Origin of the sequence: Streptomyces sp. NPDC004284, from assembly GCF_042874035.1 — a bacterium.
Lineage (GTDB): Bacteria > Actinomycetota > Actinomycetes > Streptomycetales > Streptomycetaceae > Streptomyces.
The window spans coordinates 44,379-68,703 of the sequence record NZ_JBIAMJ010000023.1 but is presented as its reverse complement, the minus strand read 5'-3'; the positions used below and the strand labels follow the sequence as shown (position 1 = coordinate 68,703).

The 24,325-nt window shown below is 73.9% G+C and carries 26 protein-coding genes and 1 pseudogene; 10 read left to right on the top strand and 17 right to left on the bottom strand.

The window, feature by feature from the left end; translation table 11 throughout:
• Positions 1-313 precede the first annotated feature (313 nt).
• Positions 314-709 (bottom strand): SHOCT domain-containing protein, encoded by a 396-nt coding sequence (locus ACFYUS_RS36205; RefSeq protein WP_388862025.1) that lies wholly within the window; start codon positions 707-709, stop codon positions 314-316.
• A 230-nt stretch (positions 710-939) separates the two neighbouring features.
• On the opposite strand from ACFYUS_RS36205, the gene ACFYUS_RS36200 reads away from it, so the two are divergent.
• Together ACFYUS_RS36200 and ACFYUS_RS36195 are read left to right on the top strand one after the other, a co-directional pair.
• Entirely contained in the window at positions 940-1,359 is a 420-nt protein-coding gene (locus ACFYUS_RS36200; protein WP_388862023.1) for a DUF6325 family protein, read from the top strand.
• 63 nt (positions 1,360-1,422) lie between these two features.
• Complete coding sequence (locus tag ACFYUS_RS36195) at positions 1,423-1,737, top strand: SHOCT domain-containing protein (RefSeq protein ID WP_388862021.1); 315 nt, start codon at positions 1,423-1,425, stop codon at positions 1,735-1,737.
• A 12-nt stretch (positions 1,738-1,749) separates the two neighbouring features.
• On the opposite strand, the gene ACFYUS_RS36190 is transcribed toward ACFYUS_RS36195, so the two are convergent.
• Together ACFYUS_RS36190 and ACFYUS_RS36185 are read right to left on the bottom strand one after the other, a co-directional pair.
• Positions 1,750-2,199, bottom strand: coding sequence for a peroxiredoxin (locus ACFYUS_RS36190; RefSeq protein ID WP_388862019.1), 450 nt, complete (start codon positions 2,197-2,199; stop codon positions 1,750-1,752).
• Between the two features lie 85 nt (positions 2,200-2,284).
• A complete protein-coding gene (locus ACFYUS_RS36185) occupies positions 2,285-2,875 on the bottom strand; it encodes a PadR family transcriptional regulator (RefSeq protein WP_388862017.1) in 591 nt (196 codons plus the stop codon).
• A gap of 165 nt (positions 2,876-3,040) precedes the next feature.
• On the opposite strand from ACFYUS_RS36185, the gene ACFYUS_RS36180 reads away from it, so the two are divergent.
• The 3 genes from ACFYUS_RS36180 (at position 3,041) to ACFYUS_RS36170 (ending at position 5,435) form a co-directional block, all read left to right on the top strand.
• Positions 3,041-3,526: an SRPBCC family protein gene (locus tag ACFYUS_RS36180; protein ID WP_388862015.1), complete on the top strand. Its 486-nt coding sequence runs from the start codon at positions 3,041-3,043 to the stop codon at positions 3,524-3,526.
• Between the two features lie 191 nt (positions 3,527-3,717).
• A complete protein-coding gene (locus ACFYUS_RS36175) occupies positions 3,718-5,103 on the top strand; it encodes an Ig-like domain-containing protein (RefSeq protein WP_388862013.1) in 1,386 nt (461 codons plus the stop codon).
• Positions 5,104-5,126: 23 nt separating this feature from the next.
• A complete protein-coding gene (locus tag ACFYUS_RS36170; RefSeq protein WP_388862011.1) occupies positions 5,127-5,435 on the top strand; it encodes a CU044_2847 family protein in 309 nt (102 codons plus the stop codon).
• 405 nt (positions 5,436-5,840) lie between these two features.
• On the opposite strand, the gene ACFYUS_RS36165 is transcribed toward ACFYUS_RS36170, so the two are convergent.
• The 4 genes from ACFYUS_RS36165 to ACFYUS_RS36150 all read right to left on the bottom strand — a co-directional run bounded on the left by ACFYUS_RS36165 (position 5,841) and on the right by ACFYUS_RS36150 (position 9,987).
• On the bottom strand, positions 5,841-6,656 hold the full coding sequence (locus ACFYUS_RS36165; RefSeq protein WP_388862009.1) for an ABC transporter permease: 816 nt from the start codon (positions 6,654-6,656) through the stop codon (positions 5,841-5,843).
• Between the two features lie 22 nt (positions 6,657-6,678).
• Positions 6,679-7,602, bottom strand: a complete 924-nt coding sequence (locus ACFYUS_RS36160) for an ABC transporter permease (protein ID WP_388862007.1) — start codon at positions 7,600-7,602, stop codon at positions 6,679-6,681.
• Positions 7,603-7,612: 10 nt separating this feature from the next.
• The gene (locus tag ACFYUS_RS36155; protein WP_388862005.1) at positions 7,613-8,812 is read right to left on the bottom strand and encodes an ABC transporter substrate-binding protein; all 1,200 of its coding nucleotides are present in this window, start codon (positions 8,810-8,812) and stop codon (positions 7,613-7,615) included.
• A 137-nt stretch (positions 8,813-8,949) separates the two neighbouring features.
• A complete protein-coding gene (locus ACFYUS_RS36150; protein ID WP_388862003.1) occupies positions 8,950-9,987 on the bottom strand; it encodes an ABC transporter ATP-binding protein in 1,038 nt (345 codons plus the stop codon).
• Between the two features lie 132 nt (positions 9,988-10,119).
• On the opposite strand from ACFYUS_RS36150, the gene ACFYUS_RS36145 reads away from it, so the two are divergent.
• The gene (locus tag ACFYUS_RS36145; RefSeq protein WP_388862001.1) at positions 10,120-10,968 is read left to right on the top strand and encodes a FadR/GntR family transcriptional regulator; all 849 of its coding nucleotides are present in this window, start codon (positions 10,120-10,122) and stop codon (positions 10,966-10,968) included.
• Positions 10,922-11,785, top strand: coding sequence for a hypothetical protein (locus tag ACFYUS_RS36140; RefSeq protein WP_388861999.1), 864 nt, complete (start codon positions 10,922-10,924; stop codon positions 11,783-11,785). Before ACFYUS_RS36145 ends, ACFYUS_RS36140 begins: the two co-directional genes overlap by 47 nt.
• Here the strand turns inward: ACFYUS_RS36140 and ACFYUS_RS36135 are convergent.
• Genes ACFYUS_RS36135 through ACFYUS_RS36120 form a run of 4 tightly spaced genes read right to left on the bottom strand, consistent with a single transcriptional unit; the run spans position 11,769 to position 15,073 of the window.
• Positions 11,769-12,752 (bottom strand): sigma-70 family RNA polymerase sigma factor, encoded by a 984-nt coding sequence (locus tag ACFYUS_RS36135; RefSeq protein WP_388861997.1) that lies wholly within the window; start codon positions 12,750-12,752, stop codon positions 11,769-11,771. The two genes, ACFYUS_RS36140 and ACFYUS_RS36135, sit on opposite strands and share 17 nt — an antisense overlap.
• A 60-nt stretch (positions 12,753-12,812) precedes the next feature.
• Positions 12,813-13,433 (bottom strand): TOPRIM nucleotidyl transferase/hydrolase domain-containing protein, encoded by a 621-nt coding sequence (locus ACFYUS_RS36130; protein WP_388861994.1) that lies wholly within the window; start codon positions 13,431-13,433, stop codon positions 12,813-12,815.
• Between the two features lie 60 nt (positions 13,434-13,493).
• Entirely contained in the window at positions 13,494-13,811 is a 318-nt protein-coding gene (locus tag ACFYUS_RS36125) for a cupin (protein WP_388862112.1), read from the bottom strand.
• Positions 13,811-15,073, bottom strand: coding sequence for an MFS transporter (locus tag ACFYUS_RS36120; protein ID WP_388861992.1), 1,263 nt, complete (start codon positions 15,071-15,073; stop codon positions 13,811-13,813). Before ACFYUS_RS36120 ends, ACFYUS_RS36125 begins: the two co-directional genes overlap by 1 nt.
• A 130-nt stretch (positions 15,074-15,203) precedes the next feature.
• Between ACFYUS_RS36120 and ACFYUS_RS36115 the strand changes: the two genes are divergently transcribed.
• Positions 15,204-16,088 (top strand): LysR family transcriptional regulator, encoded by an 885-nt coding sequence (locus ACFYUS_RS36115; protein WP_388861990.1) that lies wholly within the window; start codon positions 15,204-15,206, stop codon positions 16,086-16,088.
• Here the strand turns inward: ACFYUS_RS36115 and ACFYUS_RS36110 are convergent.
• The 6 genes from ACFYUS_RS36110 to ACFYUS_RS36085 form a co-directional block, all read right to left on the bottom strand.
• On the bottom strand, positions 16,085-17,383 hold the full coding sequence (locus ACFYUS_RS36110) for a M20 family metallopeptidase (protein WP_388861988.1): 1,299 nt from the start codon (positions 17,381-17,383) through the stop codon (positions 16,085-16,087). The genes ACFYUS_RS36115 and ACFYUS_RS36110 overlap by 4 nt on opposite strands.
• Before the next feature lie 91 nt (positions 17,384-17,474).
• Entirely contained in the window at positions 17,475-18,008 is a 534-nt protein-coding gene (locus tag ACFYUS_RS36105; RefSeq protein WP_388861986.1) for a VOC family protein, read from the bottom strand.
• 84 nt (positions 18,009-18,092) lie between these two features.
• Positions 18,093-19,751, bottom strand: a complete 1,659-nt coding sequence (locus tag ACFYUS_RS36100; protein WP_388861984.1) for an acyl-CoA dehydrogenase family protein — start codon at positions 19,749-19,751, stop codon at positions 18,093-18,095.
• Positions 19,735-20,352, bottom strand: coding sequence for a TetR/AcrR family transcriptional regulator (locus ACFYUS_RS36095; protein WP_388861982.1), 618 nt, complete (start codon positions 20,350-20,352; stop codon positions 19,735-19,737). Before ACFYUS_RS36095 ends, ACFYUS_RS36100 begins: the two co-directional genes overlap by 17 nt.
• A 72-nt stretch (positions 20,353-20,424) precedes the next feature.
• Entirely contained in the window at positions 20,425-20,943 is a 519-nt protein-coding gene (locus ACFYUS_RS36090; RefSeq protein ID WP_388861980.1) for a hemerythrin domain-containing protein, read from the bottom strand.
• Between the two features lie 112 nt (positions 20,944-21,055).
• A complete protein-coding gene (locus tag ACFYUS_RS36085; protein ID WP_388861978.1) occupies positions 21,056-21,640 on the bottom strand; it encodes a TMEM165/GDT1 family protein in 585 nt (194 codons plus the stop codon).
• Positions 21,641-21,938: 298 nt separating this feature from the next.
• On the opposite strand from ACFYUS_RS36085, the pseudogene ACFYUS_RS36080 reads away from it, so the two are divergent.
• Together ACFYUS_RS36080 and ACFYUS_RS36075 are read left to right on the top strand one after the other, a co-directional pair.
• A pseudogene (locus tag ACFYUS_RS36080) lies at positions 21,939-22,547 on the top strand (TetR/AcrR family transcriptional regulator); the annotation flags it as partial.
• Positions 22,548-22,795: 248 nt separating this feature from the next.
• Complete coding sequence (locus tag ACFYUS_RS36075; RefSeq protein WP_388861976.1) at positions 22,796-24,310, top strand: MFS transporter; 1,515 nt, start codon at positions 22,796-22,798, stop codon at positions 24,308-24,310.
• The last annotated feature ends 15 nt before the right edge of the window (positions 24,311-24,325 follow it).

Genomic DNA, 24,325 nt, shown 5'->3' with positions numbered 1-24,325 from the left:
AAGGGGATGAGGAGCAGGAACGGGCCGCCGACGAAGGCGCCTTCCGTCGTGACCCTCCGGAGTCCACGGTCGACGACGAGGGCCCGCAGCGCCGTCTCGTCGGCCTCGGGATGAGCCGTACGGAGGCGTTCGACCGCGGGCCCGGCGCCCGGTCCCAGCCGCCGCAGCGCGAAGCGGGCGAGCGTCTCCGGGAGCCTCCCGGGGTCCGCCGCGATCTCCCGCAGCAGGGAACCCTGGAGCCCGGCACGGCGCTCGCCCTTCTTCGCGTCGGCGTTGCGGCCTCCCGCGCGCCGCTTCCGCCCTCTCGGGAGCCTCAGGACAGGACCTTGGCCTTGGCCTTCTCGAACTCCTCGTCCGTGATGGCGCCCTTTTCCTTGAGGTCGGCGAGCCGGGCCAGTTCGTCGGTGGCGCTGCCGCCGCCCTGCGTTCCGGCGGTCTTGCGGATGTAGTCCTGGAACGCGGCCTCGCTCTCCCGGGCCTGCTTGACGTCCCGTTGGCCCATGCTCTTGCCGCGTGCGATCACGTAGACCAGCACGCCCAGGAACGGGAGCAGGATGCAGAAGATCAGCCAGCCTGCCTTGCCCCAGCCGCCGAGGGAGTGGTCCCGGAAGATGTCGGTGATCACCTTGAACAGCAGGAACAGCCACATGATCCAGAGGAAGAACCACAGCATGGTCCAGAAGAGGTTGAGGGCGGGGTAGTCGTCCATGCTTGCACACTCCGTTCCCGCACAGGCCGGGGAAGGCCTGGCGCTGGAGCGAGTCTTGCCCAGCACGCGTCCGTCCGCATGTCGTACCGGCTCCGCGTGCGGGACGGGCGCGGCCGTGTTCGCATGGAGATCACGGACCGTCGCGGGAGGCCGGCAGGGCACGCCCGGGCGGAGCCGCGAACCGCACGGGGAACGGAACGGAGCGGCATGTGGGCCCGGTGGAATGTGTCGTGCTCGCCTTCCCGGGAGAGCGGCTGAAAGCGGCGGCGGTGACGGCCGTCGCGGAGCTCCGCAGGGCGGGACAGGTACGGCTGATCGACTCGCTCGTCGTGGTCGAGTCCGCCACCGGGGAGGGGTCCGGCTCCGAACTCGTCGAGTACGAGGAGTACGGCGACGCCACCGCCGAGATCGGGCCCGGGATCAATCCGCTCGGCCCCGAGGACGCGGCCGAGGCGGCCGAGACGCTCGAACCCGGCTCGTGCGCGCTGATGCTGCTCGTCGAACACGTCTGGGCCACCCGTGCGGCGGAGGCGATCCGCGAGGCGGGCGGCCGGATCTCCGGGAGCGTACGCGTACCGCACGAGGTCGTCGCAGAGGCGCGGAACGCCTATCACGAGGCCGTGGTCGCCACCGCGGCCGGAAGGGACTGAACGCTGTTCCTCCGACGACGTGCCCTCGCACGGCCGGTCGTACGGCCCGCAGGCGCGCCCCTGTTGCCCGGGGCCCTCGTGGGCGGCGCGGCCTGCGCGGCGTGCCGCAGCGCGGCCCGCTCCGCGTGCCGCAGCGCGGCCCGCTCCGCGTGCCGCAGCGCGGCCCGCTCCGCGTGCCGCGAGGGCGACCAGGAGCAGGCCATCGCCGAACTCCAGGCCCGGCAGCAGCCGCCGGCAGCTCTTCCTTCGGCGCCGCCCGTCCCCGGCGGGGCACCGACGATCACCGACCGGCCGGCACGGCTCGGCGAGCTCGTCCAGCAGGGTCTGCTCACGCCCGAGGAGTTCGCGGCCACCGAGGCGGAGTTGCTCGGCGCCTGAGGAGAGCAGGCGTCAGGCGCGGCGCAGGGCGGCCAGGGCGCGGTCCGCGTGGGCGCTCATCCGCAGTTCGCTGCGGACGACCTCCCGGACCCGCCGGTCCTGGCCGATCACGAAGGTGACGCGCTTCGTCGGCGCGAGCGAGAACCCGCGCCTCACGCCGAACCGTTCCCGTATGGCACCGTCCGGGTCGGACAGCAGGGGGTAGCCGAGCGAATGCCGCTCGGCGAACTCCTGCTGCCGCTCCACCTCGTCGGAGCTGATCCCGACGGGCAGGGCGCCGACGGCACGGAACTCGGCCGCGAGGTCGCGGAAATGACAGGCCTCGGCGGTGCAGCCGGGAGTGAGGGCCGCCGGATAGAAGAAGAGGACGACCGGGCCTTCGGCGAGCAGGCCTGTCAGCGAGCGCGGGGCGCCCGTCTCGTCCGGAAGGGTGAAGTCCTCGACGAGGTCACCGACGTTCATCTCAGGCCGTCCTCGATCCGTCCCTGGGGTGCCACCGGCGCCTCCGGTGGCCGGCCGGTGACGTTACCGTACGGTAGGGTCCGCGTCATCCCTGGTGCGCCGCCTCCGGAGTCGCGTTCCGCGCGGCGGTGCGCCGGTCGAGCACGGCGAGTGCCTGCTCCCCCCAGCGCAGGTTCTCCTCCTCGAAGAACCGGCCGCGCAGCAGCGTGAGATACGGCCCGACGCGCTCCGCCTCGCCCAGGTACGTGTCCTCGTCCCTGCCGTCGAGCATCCACTCCCGCAGCCGGTCGTAACGGGCCAGCTTCGCCCGGGCCGTCTCCATCCGCTGGGCCACGAACGCGCGGACGGCCGTGGTGTCGCCCTCGTCGCAGGCCTGCACCTGCACCATCAGTTCGTCGCGGACGGCGCTCGGGCGCGGCGGTGTCGTCGTGTAGGCGATCAGATCCTTCCGGCCCGGCTCCGTGAGGCTGAACATCCGCTTGTTGGGGCGCCGTTCCTGCTCCACCACCCGGGCCGTGATGAGACCGGCCTCGGCGAGCCGTTCCAGCTCGCGGTAGAGCTGCTGCGGGGTGGCGGCCCAGAAGTTGGCGACGGACACGTCGAAGATCTTGGCCAGGTCGTATCCGGAGGCCTCGCCCTCCAGGAGAGCTGCGAGGACGGCGTGCTTGAGGGACATCCGGACACGCTAGCAGCACGTTGAATAGTTTCCTCCGCACCTATTCAACCGGCGGAGCATCCCTGGGCCGGACGGGTGCCCTTCGCTGGCACGTCCGTCCGGCGCCTGCCTAGGCTGGAGAGGAGGGCGGGCCGCCGCGGGGGAGCAGATCCGAGGGGCAGCGCGATGGACAGCGACACGTTCGTGTACACCACCTATATCCGGACCACCCCCGACGAGCTCTGGCAGGCGCTCACCGAACCGGCTCTCACCCGCCGCTACTGGGGCGTGACCTTCGAGTCGGAGTGGACCCCGGGCGCGCCCATGGTCTGGGACGAGGCCGGCCGCAGGACCGAGGACCCCGAGCAGGTCGTCCTCGCCGCCGAACCCGGCCGTCTCCTCTCGTACACCTGGCACACCTTCACCCCGGACTGGGCCGAGGCCGTGCGTCTCGAACAGGAGGCGTACGAGAGCCTCGTCCGGGAGCGCCGGTCCCGGGTGACCTTCGTGATCGAGCCGTCGGGTGACACGGTCAAGCTCACGGTCACCCATGGCGACCTGGAGCCCGACGGCACCATCAAGGCGCTGATCGGGGAGGGCTGGCCCGCGCTGATCTCCAGCCTCAAGTCCCTCCTGGAGACCGGCGAGGAACTTCCGGAGCCGGCCCGCTGACCCGCCCGCCCCGCCTGCTGACCCGTCCGCCGACCCGTTCGCCCCGCCCGCTGGCCCATTCGAGTCGTCTCGCCCCCGACTCCGTCGCCACACCCGGTGCTGTGATCATCTTTTACTCCTTCCATCCGTTTTGATGCTGAGGTCGGCGACGCCCGCCGACCTCACCGCCGGGAATGGGGAGGACGTCCGACGTGTCGTCACGCAGATACGCACGGGGATGGGGAGCGCTCTCCCTGGCCGTCGGAGCCGTCCTCGTCAGCACGGCGGCCCAGTCGCCGGACCCGGACTCCGAAGACGAGCGGTGGGCCGCCGGGGCCAGGGACTCCACCGCCGTCGTCTCGGTCGACGGCTGCGCCGGAGGTGGCCTCTGCACCGCCCCGCGCCACGCGGTCCTGCTCGGCGGCGGCCGCGTCCTCACGGGCCGGCCGTTCACACTCGGCCCCGAAGCCTCCGGGCTTGTCGAGCTCGCCCTCCGTACCCCCGGAGTGCTCGCCGACGTCAACGTCACCGACCAGCGCGGCCGCCGGATCTCCGGAACGCAGAGCGCGGACCGCACCCGCTGGACCAGCGCCGCACCCTTGCCGGCCGGGGTCCGCTACGCCGCCCGGCTCGTCGTCGAAGGGGCGGGGGCGCGAGGCCCGCACCGCGCCCGCCTCGACTTCCGTACGGAACCGGCCCCCGCGGGGGAGCGGCTCACCGTCGCCTTCGGACCCGGGCACGGCGGCACGTACGGAGTCGGGATGCCGGTCACCGCCGAGCTCAGCCACCCCGTGCCGGCCGACGATCCCGAAGCCCGCCGCGTCGTGGAACGGGCGCTGGAGGTTCGGGCCGAACCCCACGTCGAGGGCGCCTGGCACTGGGTCGACTCCACCACCCTCCACTACCGGCCGCGCACGTACTGGCCCGCCCGCGCCACGGTCCACGTCCACAGCGGCCTCGACGGGGCCCGCATCGGCGGCGGCCTCTACGGCGGCCCCTCACGCCCCCTCAGTTTCACCACCGGACCCGTGGTCGAGGCCGTCACCGACGTCTCCGCCCACGAGATGACCGTGTTCCGCGACGGGGAACTCCTGCGCACCTTCCCGGTCACCACCGGCAAGGCCGGCTACCGCACCCGGGGCGGCATCAAGGTCGTCCTCGCCAAGGAGCCCCTCGTCCGCATGCGCGGCGACTCCATCGGCATCACGAAGACCAGCACCGATTTCTACGACCTCAAGGTCCGCTGGGCCACCCGGGTGACCTGGAGCGGCGAGTACCTGCACGCCGCGCCCTGGTCGCTCGACTCCCAGGGCAGCGAGGACGTCAGCCACGGCTGTACGGGGATGAGCACCGAGGACGCCGCCTGGCTGTTCGGCACCGTGCGCGAGGGAGACCTCGTGCGGGTCGTCAACGGGTACGGGCAGCCCATGACGCCCTTCGACAACGGCTTCGGCGACTGGAACCTCAGCTGGCCCGCGTGGCTCCGGGGCAGCGCCCTCGCCACAGACACCGCAGACGTCACGGACACCACCGACACCGACACCGGCACGGGCGCTGATCCCGGTTCCGCCGCGGGCGCCCTGAGCCCGACCCTCTGACCCGCCGACCGCAGGGAGCTTCGATGCAGGACATCACCAAGGTCGAGGTCGGGGACGCGACCCTCTTCGTGGAGACGCGGAGCATCGGCCCCGACACCGGACTCGAAGGGCTCCGAGACCGCCTCCCCGACCTCTCCGGCGTCACCGACGCCCTCTCCTCCTTCGCCGGACAGATCGGCGAGGCGCTCCACCGGGCGGCCCCGGACCGCGCGACCGTCGAGTTCGGCTGCCAGCTCGGCCTGGACGGCGGCAAGCTCACCGCGCTGGTCGTCCAGGGCCACGCGAACGCGAGCCTGCGCGTGACCCTCGAATGGGATCGGAAGCCCGGCTGACCGATCAGCGACCGGGCCCGCAGGAGTTCGGTGCCGACCAGGATGCCGATGGCCGGGAGCAGCAGGATCTTCACGGCTCCGGCGAGCCGCGCGATGCCCGACAGGGTGGTCCCGGTGCGGAGGGCAGGGCCCTCGACCGGGGCGAAGTCCAGCCCGCAGCCCCGCCCGTCGGGGCGGCCCCCGACCCGTACGAAGAGCCCCGTGGGGGCCACGAAGGAGCGCACCCGCAGGCCGTAGCGCGGGGCCACGTCGTGCAGCACCCGCTCCACCTCGGCGGTCTCCGCCCCGCCGCCGCAGCCGCAGGGCGGCGGCCCGCCGGGCGAGGGCGCGCACATCAAGGCGGGACAGAGGGAGCGTTCGGGAAAACCGGCAGGGCGGGGGCGGCACCGCCGTCCTGGCGGCCCCTCAGACCCGCCCGCCGCCCGGCGTGTCCGAGGAGAGCCGCTGCGCCGCGTAGATCGGCACCACCGAGAGCAGCACGAGGGCCGCCGCCACCACGTTCACCACCGGCGCCTGCTGAGGGCGGGTCATGTTGTTGAAGATCCACACCGGCAGGGTCTGCACTCCGGGTCCCGCCGTGAACGTCGTCACCACGATCTCGTCGAAGGACAGCGCGAAGGCGAGCAGCCCGCCCGCGAGCAGCGCCGAACGCAGCAGCGGGAACGTGATGTCCCAGAAGACGCGGAACGTGTGCGCCCCCAGGTCCATCGCCGCCTCCTCGTACGAGCCGGGCAGCCGACGCAGCCGCGCCACCACGTTGTTGAAGACGACCACGATGCAGAAGGTGGCGTGGCCCACGACCACCGTGAACATCCCGAGGCCCACGCCGAGGGGTTCCAGGACCGTGCCGAAGGCCGAGTTGAGCGCGATGCCCGTGACGATGCCGGGCAGCGCGATCGGCAGCACCACCGCGAACGAGACGGCCTCCCGCCCGAAGAAGGAGTACCGCTGCACCGCGAAGGCGATGAGCGTGCCGAGCACGAGCGCCACCGCGGTCGCCGCCGCACCGGCCTGGACCGAGGTCCACAGCGCCGCGCGGGCGCCCTCGTTGTCCCAGGCCGCCGCCCACCAGTCGAGCGTGAGGCCCGGCGGCGGCCAGCTCGCCGAGCGGTCCGGGTTGAGCGAGCCGAGCAGGACGAGCAGCAGCGGCAGATAGATCGCCGCGAAGCCGAGACCGGCCGCGGTGCGCAGCGCGATCCGCGCGGGACGGGAGAGGTTCATCGGTCGCGGTCCTTCCGGCCGGTCACAGGCTGCGCAGCGCGCCGGAGCGCCGCACCGCGAGCAGGTACACCACGATGACGGCGACCGGCACGGTGCCGAGCGCGGCCGCCAGCGGCAGGTTCAGGGTGACGTTGGAGTAGACGAGGTTGCCGATCAGCTGGGTCTTGCCGCCGACGATCTGCACCGTGATGTAGTCGCCGAGGCTCAGCGAGAAGGTGAAGACGGACCCGGCGGCCACCGCCGGCCACACCAGCGGCAGCACCACCGAGACGAAGGTCCGCCAGGTCCTCGCCCCGAGGTCCGCCGAGGCGTGCAGCAGGCTGTCGGGGAGCTGGGCGAGCGCGGTGTGGATCGGCAGCACCATGTACGGCAGCCAGAGGTACGTCAGGACGATCACCGTCGCCGTGAGCCCGTACCCCGGCCCGCTCAGGCCGAACGGCCGCAGCGCCCAGTCCAGCGGCCCGCCTTCGGAGAGGATCAGCCGCCAGGCGTACACCTTCACCAGATAGCCGGCCCACAGCGGCATCAGCAGCGCCACCACGAAGAACGGCCGGCGGCGCGGGTGCGCGACCCGTGCCGTGTAGAAGGCGAGCGGGAAGGCGATGACGACGCAGAGCGCGGTCACGGCGAGGGCGACACCGACGGTGCGCAGGGCGACCGTGCGGTAGACGGATGAGCTGACGAGTTCCTCGAAGTTCTGCGTGGTCCAGATCCGCACGACCTCGGAGGTGAAGGTGTCGGTCGACCAGAAGGCGGACAGGAACAGGGCCGCGAGGGAGCCGAGGTAGGCGAGGACCAGCCAGAGCAGCGGCGCGGTGAGCAGGGCCGCGAGCCGCAGCCGGGGCCGCCGGTGCAGGGCCCCGGCGAACCGCCGGACGGCACTGCGGCCGGGGCCGGCGGCTCGCGTCGCGGACTCGGGGGAGAGCCCGGGGGAGAGTGCGGTCATGGCGTCGGGATCAGCCCTTGATCTCGGTCCAGGCCTGGACCCACTTGGCGTACGGCACGCAGCGCGTGTCCGTCCGGCCGTCCAGGCACTGCTCGATGGGCGTGGTCCAGAAGTGGACCTGCTTCCAGTACCCCTCGTCGGCGGCGTGGAAGACCGTGCAGTGGTTCTTGTCGGCGGTCTCGGCGCACGACTTCGCGTTGGCCGGGGCCTCGCCGAAGTACTCGGCGACCTGCGCGTTCGTCTTCGGCGAGACGATCCAGTCGAGCCACTTGTAGGCGCAGGTGGGGTGCTTGGCCTTGGCGGAGACCATCCAGGTGTCGGACCAGCCGGTGGAGCCCTCCTTCGGCAGGACCGCGTCGACCTTCGCGCCCTCGGACTTGGCGAGGTTGGCGATCACCTGCCAACTGGTGCCGACGACCGAGTCGCCGCTCTTGAAGGCGGAGATCTCCTTGAGGTAGTCGCTCCAGTACTCGCCGATGTGCGCGTTCTGCTCCTTGAGCAGGGCCACGGCGGCGTCGAACTGCTTCTGGTCGAGGGAGTAGGGGTTCTTGATGCCCAGCTCGGGCTTGGTCGCCTTGAGATACAGGGCGGCGTCCGCGAGGTAGATGGGGGAGTCGTACGCGGTGACCTTGCCGTGGTGCGCCGAGGCCTTGTCGAAGACGGCGGACCAGGAGTCGGGCGCCGGCTTCACCTTCTCCTTGTCGTACATGAGGAGGTTGGCGCCGCGGCCGTGCGGGATGCCGTAGGCGACGCCCTTGACGGAGTTCCAGTCCTTGTTCTTGAGCCCGGCGAAGACATCGGCGTAGTTCGGCACGAGCGCCGTGTTCACGGGAGCCGCGTCGCCGGAGGCGATCAGGCGGAGGGAGGCGTCGCCGGAGGCGGAGACGGCGTCGTACGCGCCGGTCTTCATCAGCGAGACCATCTCGTCGGAGGTCGCGGCCGTCTTGGCGTTGACCTGGCAGCCGGTCTGCTTCTCGAAGGGGGTGACCCAGTCGACCTTCGGGTCGTTGCTGCCGTCCTCGACGTATCCGGCCCAGGCGATCAGATTGACCTCGCCCTCGGCCTTGCCGAGAGCCGTCGGCGCCTTCAGGTCGGGCGGGTTGAGACCGCCGGACTTCCCGGAACCCGCCGGGTCGGCCGATCCGCAGGCGGTGACGAGGAGCAGCCCGGAGAGGGCGGCTGCGGCCAGGAGGGAGCGGTGCGGACGCACGTGGATCTCCGTTGCGTGAGGGGACGGGGAGTCGCGGTTTCTACGGGGCGCCTTACGGGCCTTGCGGAGCCCGGACGGGGCTGACCCGGGTCTCTTGCGGGGCCTTGCAGGGGGCTGTCACGGGCCTTGCGGGGCTTCTAGGAGGTCTCGGGGACGCGCACGGCGTGGCTCGGGTGCCACTGGAGGCCGATCCGGGCGCCCCGGAAGGCGGCGAGGTCGGCGGAGGAGCTCTCCAGGTTCTGCTGGAGGGCGGTGAGGCGGCCGCCGCCGTCGAGGTCGACCAGGAAGCGGGTCGAGTCGCCGAGGTAGACGACCTCCGCGACCGTGCCGGCGGCGGTGGCGTGCCCGGGGTCGCCGGACGCCTTGCCGTCGCCGAGGATCCGGATCTTCTCCGGCCGGATGCTGTACGTGCCCGGCGCGCCGACCACCCGCCGGGCGGTGTCCCCGCTCAGCAGGTTGGAGGTGCCGACGAAACCGGCGACGAACGGGGTCGCGGGGCGCTCGTAGATCTCGGCGGGGGCGGCGACCTGTTCGATCCGGCCCTCGTGGAAGACGGCGATCCGGTCGCTCATCGTGAGGGCCTCCTCCTGGTCGTGGGTGACGAACACGAAGGTGATGCCGACCTCGCGCTGGATCTCCTTGAGCTCGACCTGCATCCGCTCGCGGAGCTTGAGGTCGAGCGCGCCGAGGGGCTCGTCGAGCAGCAGCACGCGGGGGCGGCCGACGAGCGCGCGGGCCAGGGCGACCCGCTGGCGCTGGCCGCCGGAGAGCTCGGAGGGCCGGCGCCGGCCCGTCCCGTCGAGGCCGACCTGCGCGAGGGCGGCCCGGGCCCGCACCAGGCGCTCGGCGCGGGGCACGCGGCGGACCTTGAGGCCGTAGGCGACGTTCTGCTCGACCGTCATGTGCGGGAAGAGCGCGTAGTCCTGGAAGACGGTGTGCACGTCCCGCTCGAAGGGAGCGAGACGGGTGACGTCGCGGCCGGCGAGTTCGACGGTGCCGGCGCTCGGCGTCTCGAAGCCGGCGATCATCCGCAGCACCGTCGTCTTCCCGGAACCGGACGGGCCGAGCATCGAGAAGAACTCGCCGTCCGCGATCTCCAGATCCACCCCGGCCACGGCCTCGGTCCGGCCGTAGGTCTTGCGCAGTCCCGTCAGCCGGATCGCCATTCCCTCCATGGGCGGGAACCTTTCTGGTGCGGTGGAGCGTTGCTCGGGCGTGGGCGTAAACATATGAAGTCATAGTTCAAATCTCAAGACCCCTTTAAGGTAAAGCCTGAGTCAACGCCCGACGCGCGAGGTGGTTAAACCGTGAGACCGAACGGCAGGCCGGACGACGGCGACGCGGCCGGGACGGGCGCGGCCCGCAGGGCCGTCTTCACCCCCGTCGACACCCGGGCCCGGGTCGACACCGTGGTCCGCCGCATCGGCGACGCCATAGAGCTCGGACTCCTCGCCGACGGCGAGCAGCTGCCCGGCGAGACCGAGCTCGCCGGACAGCTCGGCGTCTCCACCGTCACCCTCCGCGAAGCCCTCATGGCCCTCCGGCAGCAGGGCCTCGTCACCACCCGCAGGGGCCGCGGCGGCGGCAGCTTCGTCACCCTGCCCGACACCCCGACCGAGGAGCGGCTGCGCGCCCGCCTCGCCGACTGGTCCACCGAGGAGCTCCGCGACCTCGGCGACCACTGGGCCGCCGTCTCCGGCGCCGCCGCCCTGCTCGCCGCCCACCGCACCCAGCCCGGCGACCTGCGCCCCCTCACCCGTACGGTCGAAGAACTCGCCACCGCCGAGGACCCGGCGACCCGCAGCAGGCTCTACGGCCGTTTCCACGTCGAGTTGGCCGCCGCCGCCCAGTCCGCCCGCCTCACCCGCGAGGAGATCGCCCTCCAGACGGACCTGGGCCCGCTGCTCTGCCTCGTCCTCGACGACCCGGTCCATCTCGGCAATGTGTCGGATCGTCACCGCGCCGTGATCTCCGCCGTGCAGGATGAGGCCGACGAGCGGGCCAGAACGCTCGCCGAGACGTGTGTACGGGAGTCGGTGGGGCGGCTGATCGCGCTGCGCCTCGGCACCCCCGGCCGCGCAACCGAGCCGCGTCCTGAGGAGGACACGCATGGGCAGGAGCACCGGGCTCGCGGGCCCCGCGGGGGCCGTCACTGACCCGGACCGGGTCGACGGGGCCGTCAGCCGGGTACGGGACCCGGACCGGATCGGCGAGGCCGTCCGCCGCGTGCGGGACTCGGGCCCCGTCGACGAGGTCGTCCGCCGCGTCCGGGACACCCTCGAAGGAGTGTTCACCGCCGTGGCCGCGACCGGCGCCGACACCGGCGCCCTGCTCGCCGAGGTGTCCGGGGCCGGGCGCGAACCCGTCGCCGCCGACCTGGCGGCCCTGCGTCCCGGACTGCGCGCCCGGCTCGCGGGCCACCCGCTCGTCTCCGGCGTGGGCTTCGTTGCCGCACCGGGCCTCCTGGGCGACGTACCGGGCTGGCTGGAGTGGTGGCAGCGAGGCCCCGACGGAGCCGTGCGCCCGCTCCTGCTCGACCTCGACCCGGAGCACTCCGCCTACTCCGACTACACGCACTGGGACTGGTACACCCTGCCCCGCGAGACCGGCCGCAGGGCCGTCGCCGGGCCCTACGTGGACTACCTGTGCTCCGACGAGTACGGCCTCACCCTCTCCGCGCCGATCGACCTCGGCGGCCGGTTCGTGGGCGTGGCCGCCGCCGACGTCTACCTGCGGCACTTCGAGGCGGCCGTGCTGCCCGTGCTCCAGCGGCTGCCCGCACCCGCACGGCTCGTCAACGCCCGGGGAAGGGTCGCCGCCTCCACCGACCCCGCCCACCTCGCCGGATCCCTCACCAAGGGCCCCGACTTCGCCGCCGTCCTCGCCGGACCGCCGGCCGAACACCGCACCGACGGCCTGCGCCTGCTGCCCTGCGGCGGCACCCCGCTCGTCCTGGTCACCACCGACGACTGAGGCGGGCCTCCCCGTCCAGCCGGGCCGGCAGGCCGAAGAGCGGGAAGAGGCGGTCGGTGTCGCGGAAGGCCGTGATGCCCGTGACGCGGTCACCGGAGAACTCGACGACCTGGAGCGCCCAGGGCGTGTAGCCCGTCCCGTCCGGGCGGGGGCGGTACTGGCCGAAGGCCGGAGTGCCGTTCGCCGTGGTCGGCAGCAGACGGGAGCCCCGGCAGCCGACGGCCGGGCCGGTCAGCCAGGCCTGGATGTCGGGGACTCCGCGCATCCACCGCGCGTACGGCGGCAGGCACAGCGTCGCGTCGACATGGAGGAGCATGCCCAGCTCCTCCATGTCGTACCGGGAGAACGCCTGGGCGTACCGCTCGGCCAGCACCCGCCGGACGGGTTCGGACGGCGCGGGCGCGGTGGCGGAGGAGACGTCCCGGCGCGCGGCCAGGGTCGTACGGGCCCGCTGGAGGGTGCTGTTGGCCGAGGCGACGGTGGAGCCGTGCAGTTCGGCGACCTCACGGGCCGAGAAGCCCAGCACGTCCCGCAGGATCAGGGTCGCCCGCTGCCTGGGCGGCAGATGCTGCAGCGAGGCGACGAACGCGAGGCGCACCGACTCGCCCGCCATCGCGGTGGCCTCCGGATCGCCGTCCGGACACGGCTCGATCCACCGGGCGGCATCGTCCGGGGGACCCGGCGGCGTGGCTCCGTCCGCCGGTCCGGAGAGGTCCATCGGCAAGGCCCGCCGCCGGCCGGACGCGAGGGCGTCCAGGCACACGTTGGTCGCGATCCGGTACACCCACGACCGGAGCGACGACCGTCCCTCGAACCGCCCGAGGTTTCGCCACGCCCGCACCAGGGCCTCCTGGACGGCGTCCTCGGCCTCGGCGTACGACCCCAGCATCCGGTAGCAGTACCCGGTCAGCTCTGCCCGGTACCCCTCAAGCCCCTCCGCGGTGAGCTCCACGCCGCCGTCCCCCATGCCGTGACCCCTTCGATGAGCAGGCCCCAGGCCGTCGACCTGGGGATTCGCTCCAGATGATCACAGGCTCGCCAGGAGGTCGTCGAGCGGTTCCGGCACCCGGTCGGTGTCGAGGGCCTCCACCAGGAGGGTGCCGTAGCGGATCTTGCGGCCCTTCTTCGTGCCGAGGAAGCGCCGCAGCTGTTGGTGCCGGGGCCGGCCGTGCTGGGCGGGCTGGCTCAGGAAGGTCTGCCAGGGGCGCAGGTCGCCCTCCGTCCGGATGATGTCCTCGACCCGCGCCGGGCCCAGCGTGCGGATGAGCTCGTCCTCCAGGTCCGCCACACAGACGAAGAAGTCCCGCCGCGGCGCTCCGGCCCGCTGGAGGCCACGCTCGTAGAAGCCCTGCTCGCGCTCGTCGCACAGGCCCGTCAGACGCAGGCCGAGACCGGGCGGTCCGAGCAGTTCGGCGTAGCGGGCGATGCTCATCGCCCCGCCCATCGACACCACGCACACGCCCTCCGCGGCGAGGTCCCGGCCGCGCCGCGCGGCCAGCGTCTCGACGGCCGCGAGATCGCTCGGCCCTTCCAGGAGCACCGCCGTCCGCAACCCCAGGGTCACGGCCAGATCCCTCGCCGTGTCCCCGCCGGAAGCGCCTGCCGCCCATCGGCCCATCTCGTCCTGGAACGCCCTCGTGTCTGCCATGGGGCGAGTCTGCACGGGCACGCACCCGTGCGGCACCGAATATCCGAGGGGGTCCGGCCCTCAGTCGTTCACGGCCGTCAGCAGCACCACCGCGTCCTCCAGGGCCGTCAGTCCGTGCCGCTCCTTGGGGAGCATCCGCAGCGTGCCCGACGGCAGCTCCTCCGCCCATCCGGCCGCCGTCAGGTTCACCCGGCCCCGCAGCACCTGGAGGCTCGCGGCCGGCGGCGCGTTGTGCTCGTCGAGGGAGGTGCCCGAGGTCAGGGCGATGACGGTCTGCCGCAGCACCCCGTCGTGCATGATCCGGTGCGCGCTGCGGCCGTGCGGTGCCGTACGGGCCGCGGCCAGGTGTTCGTCGGCGAGGGCGGTGAGGTCCAGCATCATGACTCTCCCTGCGGGATGCGCGGGCGGATACCCCCAGCCTCCCGTGTGACGTCCCCGGCGCAACTCGGGGCCGCCGGCCGCACCGCGAGGAGCACCACGAGCCCGGCGGCGCCCACGCACGCCCCGGCGGCGAGCAGCGCCGCCGGCCAGCCGTGGGCCGCGTACAGCCAGGACCCGGCGAGGGAGCCGAGCGCCCCGCCGGTGAACGTCGCCAGCATGAAGACCGTGTTGACCCGGGCCGCCACCGCCCGGCCGATCGTGAAGATCCGCGCCTGACTGGCCACCTGGCACGAGCTGACCCCCACCACCAGCAGGTTCGCCCCGGCCACCAGGGCCGCCGGGGAGTACGGGGCGAGCCCGGCCACCGCGAGGCCGAGCCCCGCGCACGCGAGGCCTCCGGCGTTCACCGCCGAAGTCCCGTACCGGTCGGCCAGCGGCCCGGCCACCGCCGAGAGCAGCGCCGCCGGCAGCGTCAGCACCCCGAAGAGCCCCGCGGCCCCCGGACCGTACCCGAGCGGCGGCGCCGCCAGATGGAAGGCGAGCACCGACCAGAAGACACTGAACGCGGCGAAGACGCACGCCCCGAGCAGTGCCGAGATCCGCAGCTCCCGGTGGACCGCGAGGAGCCGGGGGAGTCCGGCCAGGAGCCCGGCGTACGAGGTGGGGCCCCGCGATCCGAGCCGCTCGGGCAGCCGGCGGGGCAGGACGAGGAGCAGCGCCGCCGTCGCCACGGCCGCGACCGCGTACGCGACCCGCCAGCTGCCGCTCGCGTCGGTCACGGCGCCCGAGACCGTACGGGACAGGGTCGAGCCCAGCGTCAGGCCGAGGCCCACCAGGCCCACGACCCGGCCCTGCCGCCCGGGGCCCGCGAGCACCGCCGCCACCGGGGTGAGGATCTGCGGCAGCACCGTCGTGGTGGAGAGCGCGAGCGTCGCGAGGGCGAGGGTGACGATGCCGGGCGCCGCCGCGGCGACGAGCAGGGCGGCGCTGGTCAGGGCGAGCAGCACCGAGGTGAGGCGGCGCAGCCGCGCGGAGTCGGCGAGCGGCACGAGCAGCAGGATGCCGAGCGCGTACCCGATCTGGGCGGCCGAGGCGACCAGTCCCGCCGTCCGCTCCGACACGTCCAGACCGCGCGCCACGGCGGCGAGCAGCGGCTGCGGGAAGTAGATGTTGGCGACGGTGACGGCTCCAGCGACGGCGAGGAGCAGGACGTTCACGGGCCGGGCGGGGACGTCGGAGGCGAGGGGGCGTGGGGCCATGGAGGCTCTTCCATGAGGGGGAGGGGGACGCCTTCAGGTTCCTCGCCGCCACCCCGGCGCATCAAGGTGTCATCATGAAACCGGCGTTGAGTCACGCTCAACGATCGGTGGATGGCGAAGGGTGGGACCGGTGCTCGAACGGTACGAACTGGAGGCGTTCCTCACGCTCGCCGAGGAACTCCACTTCGGGCGCACCGCGGAGCGCCTCGGCGTCTCCACCGGCCGGATCAGCCAGACCGTCAAGAAGCTGGAACGCCGCGTCGGCACCCCCCTCTTCGCCCGCACCAGCCGCAGCGTCCGGCTCACCCCCGTCGGCCACGCCCTGTACGAGGACCTCCTGCCCGCCCACCGGCAGATGCGGGCCGCCCTCGAACGCGCCATCGCCGCCGGCCGCGGGGGCCACGGCAGGCTGCGCGTCGGCTTCGGCACCCCGTGGGGCGGCGAACTGCTCACGGCCGCCGCCGACGCCGTGGCCGCGCTCCACCCCGGCTGCGAGATCACCGTCCACGAGGTCCCCCTCGACGGCGGGGTCCGCGCCCTCCAGGACGGGACGCTCGACATCCAGTGCGCCGGCTTCCCCGTCCGCGAACCGGACCTCACCACGGGGCCCGTCGTCGTCACCGACGAACGGGTCCTGCTCCTGCCCGCCGGCCATCCGCTGGCCGACCGCGCCTTCCTCGGCCCGGAGGACCTCGCGGGCCTCGACCTGATCGCCCCCGGCGGCGACGTCCCCCGTTACTGGGTCGACCACCACTACCCCCGCAGCACCCCGTCCGGCGCCGCCGTCGGCCGGGGCCCGACCGCCGCCACCTGGCAGGAGGTCCTCTCCCACGTGAGCGCCGGCCGGGGAGCCTCCCCCGGTGCGGCCCGGGGCGCCCTGTACCACCCGCGCCCCGGCATCGCCTACGTACCCCTGCGCGGCACCCCGCCCCTCACGTATGGCCTCGTCTGGCCCACCGCGTCCGACTCCGCCCTGCTCAGGGCCTTCGTGGCGGCGGTCGGCCAGGCCCGCTAGCCCTCCCGCCGGGCGACCAGGGCACCCGCCAGATGGTCGTACGCCACGTGCGCGTGGAGGCGGACACCGGTGACGAGGGTGTCGTCGTCGGCGTAGAAACGCGGGTTGTGGTTGGTGGCCAGACCGCGCCCGCCCGCCACGGGCACCGGCCGGCCGGCGGCGTCCAGCACCGCGTCCTGGACGCCGAGCATCACGTACAGGCCGCCGAACCGGCTCACGAACTCGGAGACGTCGTCGTACCCGAGCGTCGCGCCCGTCTCCACCACGCGCTCCGCGCCGGCCACCCGGCGGAAGGTCGGCAGCCCCGCCTCCACCCACGGCCCGCTGTTGTGCACGGGCGGCACGGACTGGAGGTACTCCACCGAGGCCGTCGCCCCGTACGCCGCCGCAGAGTGCTCGGCCAGCGTCGTCAGACGCCGCCGGACCTCGGCCATGTCGGACTCCACGGCACAGCGGACCGTGCCCCACAGGGTCACCGTCTCGCCGATGATGTTGAAGCGGCCCACGTCCTCGACGTGCCCGATCGTCACCGTGACCGGGTCGAAGGCCGAGACCTGCCGGTACAGCTGGCCGATGCCGGTGAGGACCGCGCCGGCCGCCGGCATCGGGTCGACCCCCTCCCACGGCGTGGAGCCGTGGACCTGCTTTCCGGTGAGGACGATGCGGACCAGGGTGGACGCGCCGTACTGGTTGCCGACCTTGTACCCCACGTACCCCTTCGGATACGGCGTCACATGCATGCCGAAGGCCATCGTCGGCACCGGGTCGGCGAACGCGCCCGCCTCCACCATCGCCCGCGCCCCGCCCGCCTCCGTCACCGGCGGGCCCTCCTCGGCGGGCTGGAAGACGAAGAGGACCGTGCCGGGAAGCCGGTCCCGGACACCCGCGAGCACCGTCGCCGCGCCCATCAGCATCGCGGTGTGGCAGTCGTGCCCGCAGGCGTGCGACACGGGGAACGGGCCGCCCGGGTAGTCGGCGTCCACCGCGGCGGAGGCGAAGTCCGTCCCGCAGAGGTCCCTCACCGGCAGCGCGTCCATGTCCGCCCGCAGCGCCGCGACCCGCCCGGCGCCCGGCGCCGTTCCGCGCAGGACGCCCACGACCCCGTGCCCGGCGATGCCCGTACGGACCTCGTCGAGACCCAGCGCGCGCAGGTGGTCCGCCACCAGACGGGCCGTGTTCACCTCACGGTTGGGCAGTTCGGGATGCCGGTGCAGATGGCGCCGCCAGGCCACCACCTGCTCCGCCGCCTTCGCGGCCCGCCCGTCCAGTTCGTCGTGGATCGCCTCGCTGCCCAACGGGGACTCCCTCTCGTACCGGCTGACGCCGTGGCCCGGGAACCGTGCCCGACCAGACTGCCATCCGGGACGAGCGACGGCACCGCTCCGGTCAGCGGGCCGGGTCCACGGGGGCACTGCTGCGCCCCCGGTCCTTCCCGGTGAGCTCGGCGTCGAGCGTCTCCTGGGCCACGCGCATGGTCTCGGCGTACACCGGGTCCTTGAGCCGCCGCCACATCTCGTCCTCGGCGACCTCCTCGACGAGGCCGCTCACCCACCAGATGTTGCCGAACGGGTCGCGGACCCGCCCGCCGCGCTGCCCGAAGGCGTCGTCGGCGAGCGGGGTCACGACATGGGCCCCGGCGGCGGTGGCCCTGGCGAACGCCTCGTCCGCGTCGGCGACGAACACCCGCAGCAGGCTCGGCAGCACCGGCCAGTCCGCGCGCCGGTCGAAGGCCAGCACAACGGTGTCGCCGACCCGGATCTCGCCGTGACCGATCGCGCCGTCCTCGGTGGCCACCCGGGCGAGCTCCTCGCCGCCGAACGCCCGGGCGACGAAGTCGAGGAAGGCCCCCGTGTCATCGGTGACGACCCAGGGCGCCACGGTCGTGTAGCCCTGCGGAGTGGTGCCGGTGTGCTCGGACATCCTGATCCCTTCGCCGATGTGCCCCTCGTCGTACGGGAGTCACGCTAGGCGCGAAGTAGGTCAGGTGCTGTCCGGCATGACCGGTCAGGCCGGCGCGCCCACCGCGTCCGGGCCGCTGCGCGCGATGATCGACTCCGTGTCCACGCCCGCCGGGAGCGTGCCGAAGGCCAGGCCGCGGTCGCCGTCGAGGCGGGAGGCGCAGAAGGCGTCGGCGATCGCCGGGTGGCCGTGCCGGACGAGCAGCGAACCCTGGAGGACCAGGGCCAGGCGCTCGACGAGCCGCCGCGCCCCGTACGCCACCGCGTCCGGGTCGCCGAGCCCCGCGAGGTCCTTGCGGAGGCCCGCGACCGCCGCGTCGAGCCGCCGGTCGGCGCCCGCGCTCCGGTCGACCTCCGCGAAGTACGCCTCCACCGCCTCCGGCTGACGGGCCATCGCCCGCAGCACGTCCAGGGCGGCGACGTTCCCGGAGCCCTCCCAGATGGACGGCAGCGGCGACTCCCGGTAGAGCCTCGGCAGGCCCGAGTCCTCGACGTAGCCGTTGCCGCCGAGGCATTCGAGCGCCTCCGCCGCGTGCGCGGGCGCCCGCTTGCAGACCCAGTACTTGGTGACCGCCAGCCCGAGCCGCCGCAGCTGCTCCTCCTCGGCGTCACCGCGCGCCGCCCGGTCCACCGCGCCCGCCAGGCGCAGCGCCGCCACGGTGGCGGCCTCCGCCTCCACGGCCAGGTCGGCGAGCACGTTCCGCATCAGCGGCTGGTCCACGAGCCGCGCCCCGAACGCCTCGCGGTGCGTGGCGTGGTGCACCGCCTGCACGAGCCCGAGGCGCATCCCGGAGGCCGAGCTGATGGCGCAGTCGAGCCGCGTCATGTTGACCATCCGGATGATGGTGGCCACCCCGCGCCCCTCCTCGCCGACCAGCGTGCCGAGGGCGCCCTCGTACTCGATCTCGGAGGAGGCGTTGGACCGGTTGCCCAGCTTGTCCTTGAGGCGCTGGAGCCGGATCGCGTTGCGCGTGCCGTCGGGCAGCACCCGGGGCACCAGGAAGCAGGACAGGCCGCCGGGCGCCTGCGCCAGGGTGAGGAAGACGTCCGACATCGGCGCCGAGGTGAACCACTTGTGGCCGGTCAGCGCGTACTGCCCGGGCTCGCCCGTGGGCACGGCCCGGGTCGTGTTCGCCCGGACGTCCGAACCGCCCTGCTTCTCGGTCATCGACATCCCGGCGATGAGCCCGCGCTTCTGCGTCGGCACCCGGAGCCCGAAGTCGTAGGTCGAGGAGGTGAGCAGCGGCTCGTACACCTCGGCGAGCTCCGGCTGCACGCGCAGCGCCGGCACCGCCGCGTACGTCATGGAGACCGGGCACAGGTGCCCCGCGTCGGCCTGTCCCCACACGAACACCTTCGCCGCCCGCGCCACATGGGCGCCCGGCCGCTCGTCGCGCCAGGGAGCACCGTGCAGTCCGTGCCGGACGGCCACGTCCATCAGCTCGTGCCAGTACGGGTGGAACTCGACCTCGTCGATCCGGTGCCCGTACCGGTCGTGGGTGTGCAGGACGGGGGAGTGGCGCTCGGCGAGCCGCCCCCACTCCTGGGCCTCCTCGCCTCCCGCCCTCGCCCCGAGCTCGCGGACCTCGGCCTCGGCCCAGCCGGCGCCCTCGCGGCGCAGCGCCTCCAGGAGCGCGGGGTCGGCGGAGACGTCGTAACCGGTCAGCGGCGGTGCCTGGTTGGTGACCTCATGCGTGGTCGGCATCGGGAACTCCCAGTGCTCGCAGGGTGAAGGTGACGAGTGCGGGTACGGTCTCGGGCCCGACGGAGCCCTCCGCCAGCGGCCCGACGAGCGCCTCTGCGCCCGCCCCGACCAGCGCCGAGGCCGTCAGGACCGGGTCCTGGGGCGGCAGTTCGCCCGAGCGCACGCCCTCCTGGACGCGCGTGGCGAACACGTCGCGGAACGTGCGGCGGAAGACGAGCCGCTCGGCGTCCACGGCCGGGTCGACCGGTTCGGCGAGCAGCGCGTAGGCCAGGCGCGGCGACTTCAGGGCCCGCAGGGCGAAGGTCTCGATGACGGCGACCACCCGCTCGGCCGCCGAACCGTGCCCCGGGTGCCCGGCCGCCTCGGAGACGGCCGCGACCTCCCGGCCCACCACGGTCCTGAACAGCTCGACGGAGAGCTCGGCCTTGCTCGGGAAGTGGCGGTACACGCTGCCCGTGGCGATGCCGGCGCGCGCGGCGACGGCGGCCATCGTGCAGCCCGCGTACCCCTGCTCGGCGAGCAGCCCGAGGGCCGCGTCGACGACCGAGGCGCGCTGGGCGTCGAGCCGGGCCTGGACGGCGGGGGTGCGTCGGTAGGGCATGGAAGGAGTGAAGCAGCGATTCAGTGCTTCATCAAGAGGCCGGACAGGGCGCGCGCCCGGCGGCGCCGGGGATCAGCCGCCCGTCAGGTCGCGGAGCGCGAAGTCGTCCGGCAGCGGGGTGTCGAGCTCGTCGAGGGCCGAGACGAGCTTCTTCTCCTCGTACGTGAAGTGCGACTCCACCAGCGCGAGGAGACCGTCCAGCTCGCCGCGCACCCGCCGTGCCTCCGCCGGGTCCGGGTCGGTCCCCGGCTCGGCCGGGAGCGTGTCGAGGAGTTCCTGGAGGCGGACCAGGACCTCCTCCACCTGCACGTGGTCGCGGGCCAGTTCGTCGAGCACGGGCCGCAGCGCCGGATGCGTCTCGGCGAGGGCGGGGAAGACGTCCCGGTCCTCGGCGGTGTGGTGGCGGGTGAGCGCGGAGCAGAAGGCGAGGCAGTGCGCGCGGAGGTCGCGGGGGCGGGCGCCGCCGCCGGAGAGGAAGGAGTCGAGATCCTCGCGGAGGCGGGCGAGCTCCTCGCGGAGCCAGAGGTGTACGTCGACGAGCTGGTTCCCGAACGCCGCGAGGCGGTCGGTTGGTTCGGAGGTGGTGGCCATGCGGCGCATGATTCCACCGGGTGCGGGGCCGGTGCACGCCCCTGTGCCGCACCGGAAACGGCGTACGCCCCTTCCCGGGAGGGAAGGGGCGTACGCCGGACGGGGAGCGGGCTCAGCCGGTGAAGACCTCGGTGAGGGACCAGAGCGCGAGGCCCGCCATGCAGATGCCGCCGATGCGCTGCACGGTCTTGAGGGGGACGCGCTTCGCGATGAAGCGGCCCGCGACCAGGGCGAGGGCGGAGACCGTCGTCAGGGCGGCGAAGGAGCCGATCGCCGTCGACCAGGTGCCGTTGGTGGCGGCCAGGTTGGCGGTGGTGATCTGGGTCAGATCGCCCCACTCGCTGATGAAGACGGCCATGAACGCGGTCGAGAAGACCGGGAAGAAGCCGCTGACCGTCCGGCCGCCCTCGTCGGCCTCGTCGTCGTCGCCCCCGCCGCGCAGCAGCATGAACGCGCCGAAGCCGAACATCAGGGCCGAGACCAGTTTGACGGACCAGCCCGGGAGCAGCCCGAGCAGGCTGCCGGCGCCCACCGCGATGGCGACATGGGCCAGGAAGGCGGTGGAGGTGCCGATCCACACGTACAGCGGACGCATGCGCGTGCCCATGGCGAGGGACGCGAACATCGTCTTGTCGGGAAGCTCGGCGAGGAAGATCAGCCCGAAGGCGGTGAGGATCGCCAAGGGGTCGAGGTGCATACCGGGGCTCTCTGCTCGGTCCGGGCCCCGTGGCTCCGGGCACCGCCTCGGTGGGCGACGGGAGGACCACTCGGCCCGGCATGACGGACCACGCCCACGGGAACGCGGACGCGGTTGTTGCCTGGCCGAAGGTCTCGCCCGTCCGCGTCGTGCGCGGACCCGGTCACCGGGAACCCGGGGGTTCCAGTGTGTCGACGACCGGTTCGCAGGGCTACTCCCCTTCGCTGTCGCCCAGTGTAACCGATGGGGGCGCGAAGGTGAGTAGACACTGTCTACTCGATCTTGGTAGACAGTGCCCATGTCCCTGTACGAGAACGGCTCCCCACACGAGAACGGCCACGAGGGCGACGGCGCGGACGGGCTGCGCGCCCGGCTCGTCCGGGTCGGCGTCGAACTGGTGAACAGCGAGGGCGCCCAGGCCCTCTCCCTGCGCGAGATCGCCCGCCGCGCCGGCGTCTCCCACGGAGCTCCGCGCCGCCACTTCCCGACCCACCTGGACCTGCTGTCCGCCATCGCCCGCCAGGGCTTCGCCGAACTGGCCGCGCGCGTCGCCGGGGAGGACCCCGAAGGAGCCGCGCCGCGCGAGCGGATCGAGGTCCTCGCCCGCGTCTACCTCGACTTCGCCGGCGAACGGCGCGGCATGTACGAGCTGATGTTCCGGCACGACCTCCTGGAGAGCGGCCGGCTCGGGCTCCGCGAGACCAGCCTGCCGCTCTTCGCCCACCTCACCGGCCTCGTCGCCCGCGTCCGCCCCGAGGCCGACGCCACCCTCCTCACCGGCGCCCTCTGGGCCAACCTCCACGGCATCGCCCAGCTCTGGCACTGGGGCAGCCTCCGCCTCGCCACCGGCGCCGACACCCCGGCCCCCCTCCTTGCCACCGCACTCACCGCCCACCTCGGACCCGCCGGGGCCGCTGCCCGCGACGCCGGCCTCGGCCCGGGGGAGCCCGCCGCTCTCGGTGCCCGCCTCGCCCCGGGGGAGTCCGCCGCTCTCGGTGCCCGCGTCGGCCCGGGGGAGCCCGTCGCCGACCCCGTGAAGCCCACCGCGCTCGACGCCCGCTCCGGCCCCGGGGAGTCATCCGCTCCTGAGGCCGCCCTCGGCCCGGTGGAAGCCACCGCCTTCGACGCTCCCCCCGCCCCCGGGGAGCCCACCCCGTGAACCGCACCCTCGCCTGCAGTGTCCTCGGTGCCGCCGTCGTCGCCCTCGACGGCACGGTCCTGACCGTCGCCCAGCCCGCGCTCCAGCGGGACCTGCACGCGCAGGTCGGTCAGGTGCAGTGGACCAGCACCGGCTACCTCGTCGCCGTCGCGAGCCTGCTCGTCCTCGCGGGCCGCCTCGGTGACCGCTACGGCCACCGCAGGGTGTTCGCCGTCGGCGCCCTCGGCTTCGCCGCCGCCTCCACCGGCATCGCCCTCGCACCCGGCATCGGCACCGTGATCGCGCTGCGCGTGCTCCAGGGTGTGAGCGGGGCGCTCCTCCAGCCCGCCACCCTCGGCATGCTGCGCACCGCCTTCCCGCCCGAACGGCTCGCGACCCCGATCGCCGTGCGCACCGCCGCCATCGGCCTCGCCGCAGCGGCAGGCCCCCTCGTCGGCGGCGCCCTGGTCTCCTCGTACGGCTGGCGCGCGGTCTTCCTCCTCGGCGTGCCCCCGACCCTCGCGATCGGCCTGCTCGCCCTGACCTCGCCGGACCGCCCACGGACGGACCTCCCCGACCGCCCGGCATCCGCCCCGGCCTCGCCGGACCAGCCGCCGACGGGTCCGCCCGGCCGCCCGGCGTCCGGCCTCGCCGCGCTCGATCCGCTCGGTGCCCTCCTCCTCGCCGCCGCGCTCGCGCTGCTGGTCCACGGCCTCGACGAGACGTCCCGCCCCGGGGCCGCCGGAGCCGCCGTCCTCGCCTGCGGTGCGGCTCTCGGCGTGGGGGTCGCCTTCGCCCGGCACGAGCGTCGGGTCGCGCACCCCCTGCTGCCCCCGGAGCTGCTCCGGAGCAGGCCGATCGTCGCGGGGCTCGGCGTGCTCCTCGCGGCCTCGGCGGCCCTCTCCGGCTCGCTCTTCGTGGCGACGTACTTCCTCCAGGACGTCCAGGGCCTCGACCCCCTCGACTGCGCGCTGCGCGTGCCGCCCCTGGCCGCCCTCATGGTCCTGGGCGCGCCGTTCTGCCCGCCGCTCCAGCGCCGCTTCGGGCCGCGGCGCACCGCGACCGCGGGGGCAGCGCTGCTCACGCTCGGGGTCCTGCTGCTCTCCCGGCTCGACGCGACGGCGGGCGCGGCCTCCGTCGGGGCCGCCTCCGCGCTCCTCGGCGCCGGGTTCGTCACGCTGATGGTCACCGCGACCTCCGTCGTGGTGCACCGTGCCCCCGAGGCCCACGCCGGAGTCGCCGGCGGCCTCCAGCAGACCGCGATGAACGTCGGGCCGGCGCTCGGCGTCGCCACCGCGGCCCTCCTCCTCGCCCTCGTCCCGGACGGCGGCTTCGTACCGGCCGGGGGCACCGCCCTCCCGGCCCTGGCGGTGCTCGCCGCGCTCGCCCTCCCCGCCGCCCTCGCGCTGCCCGGCCGCGCCGAAGGCCCCGGGGCCCGTCCGGCCGATCCCGTCGGGTCGGGTCCGCCCGGCACCCGCTACGGGGGAGTCCCGGCCGCACACCGATCGCACGCGCCGGACGACCCGGCCTGATCCGGCAGGCGGGGG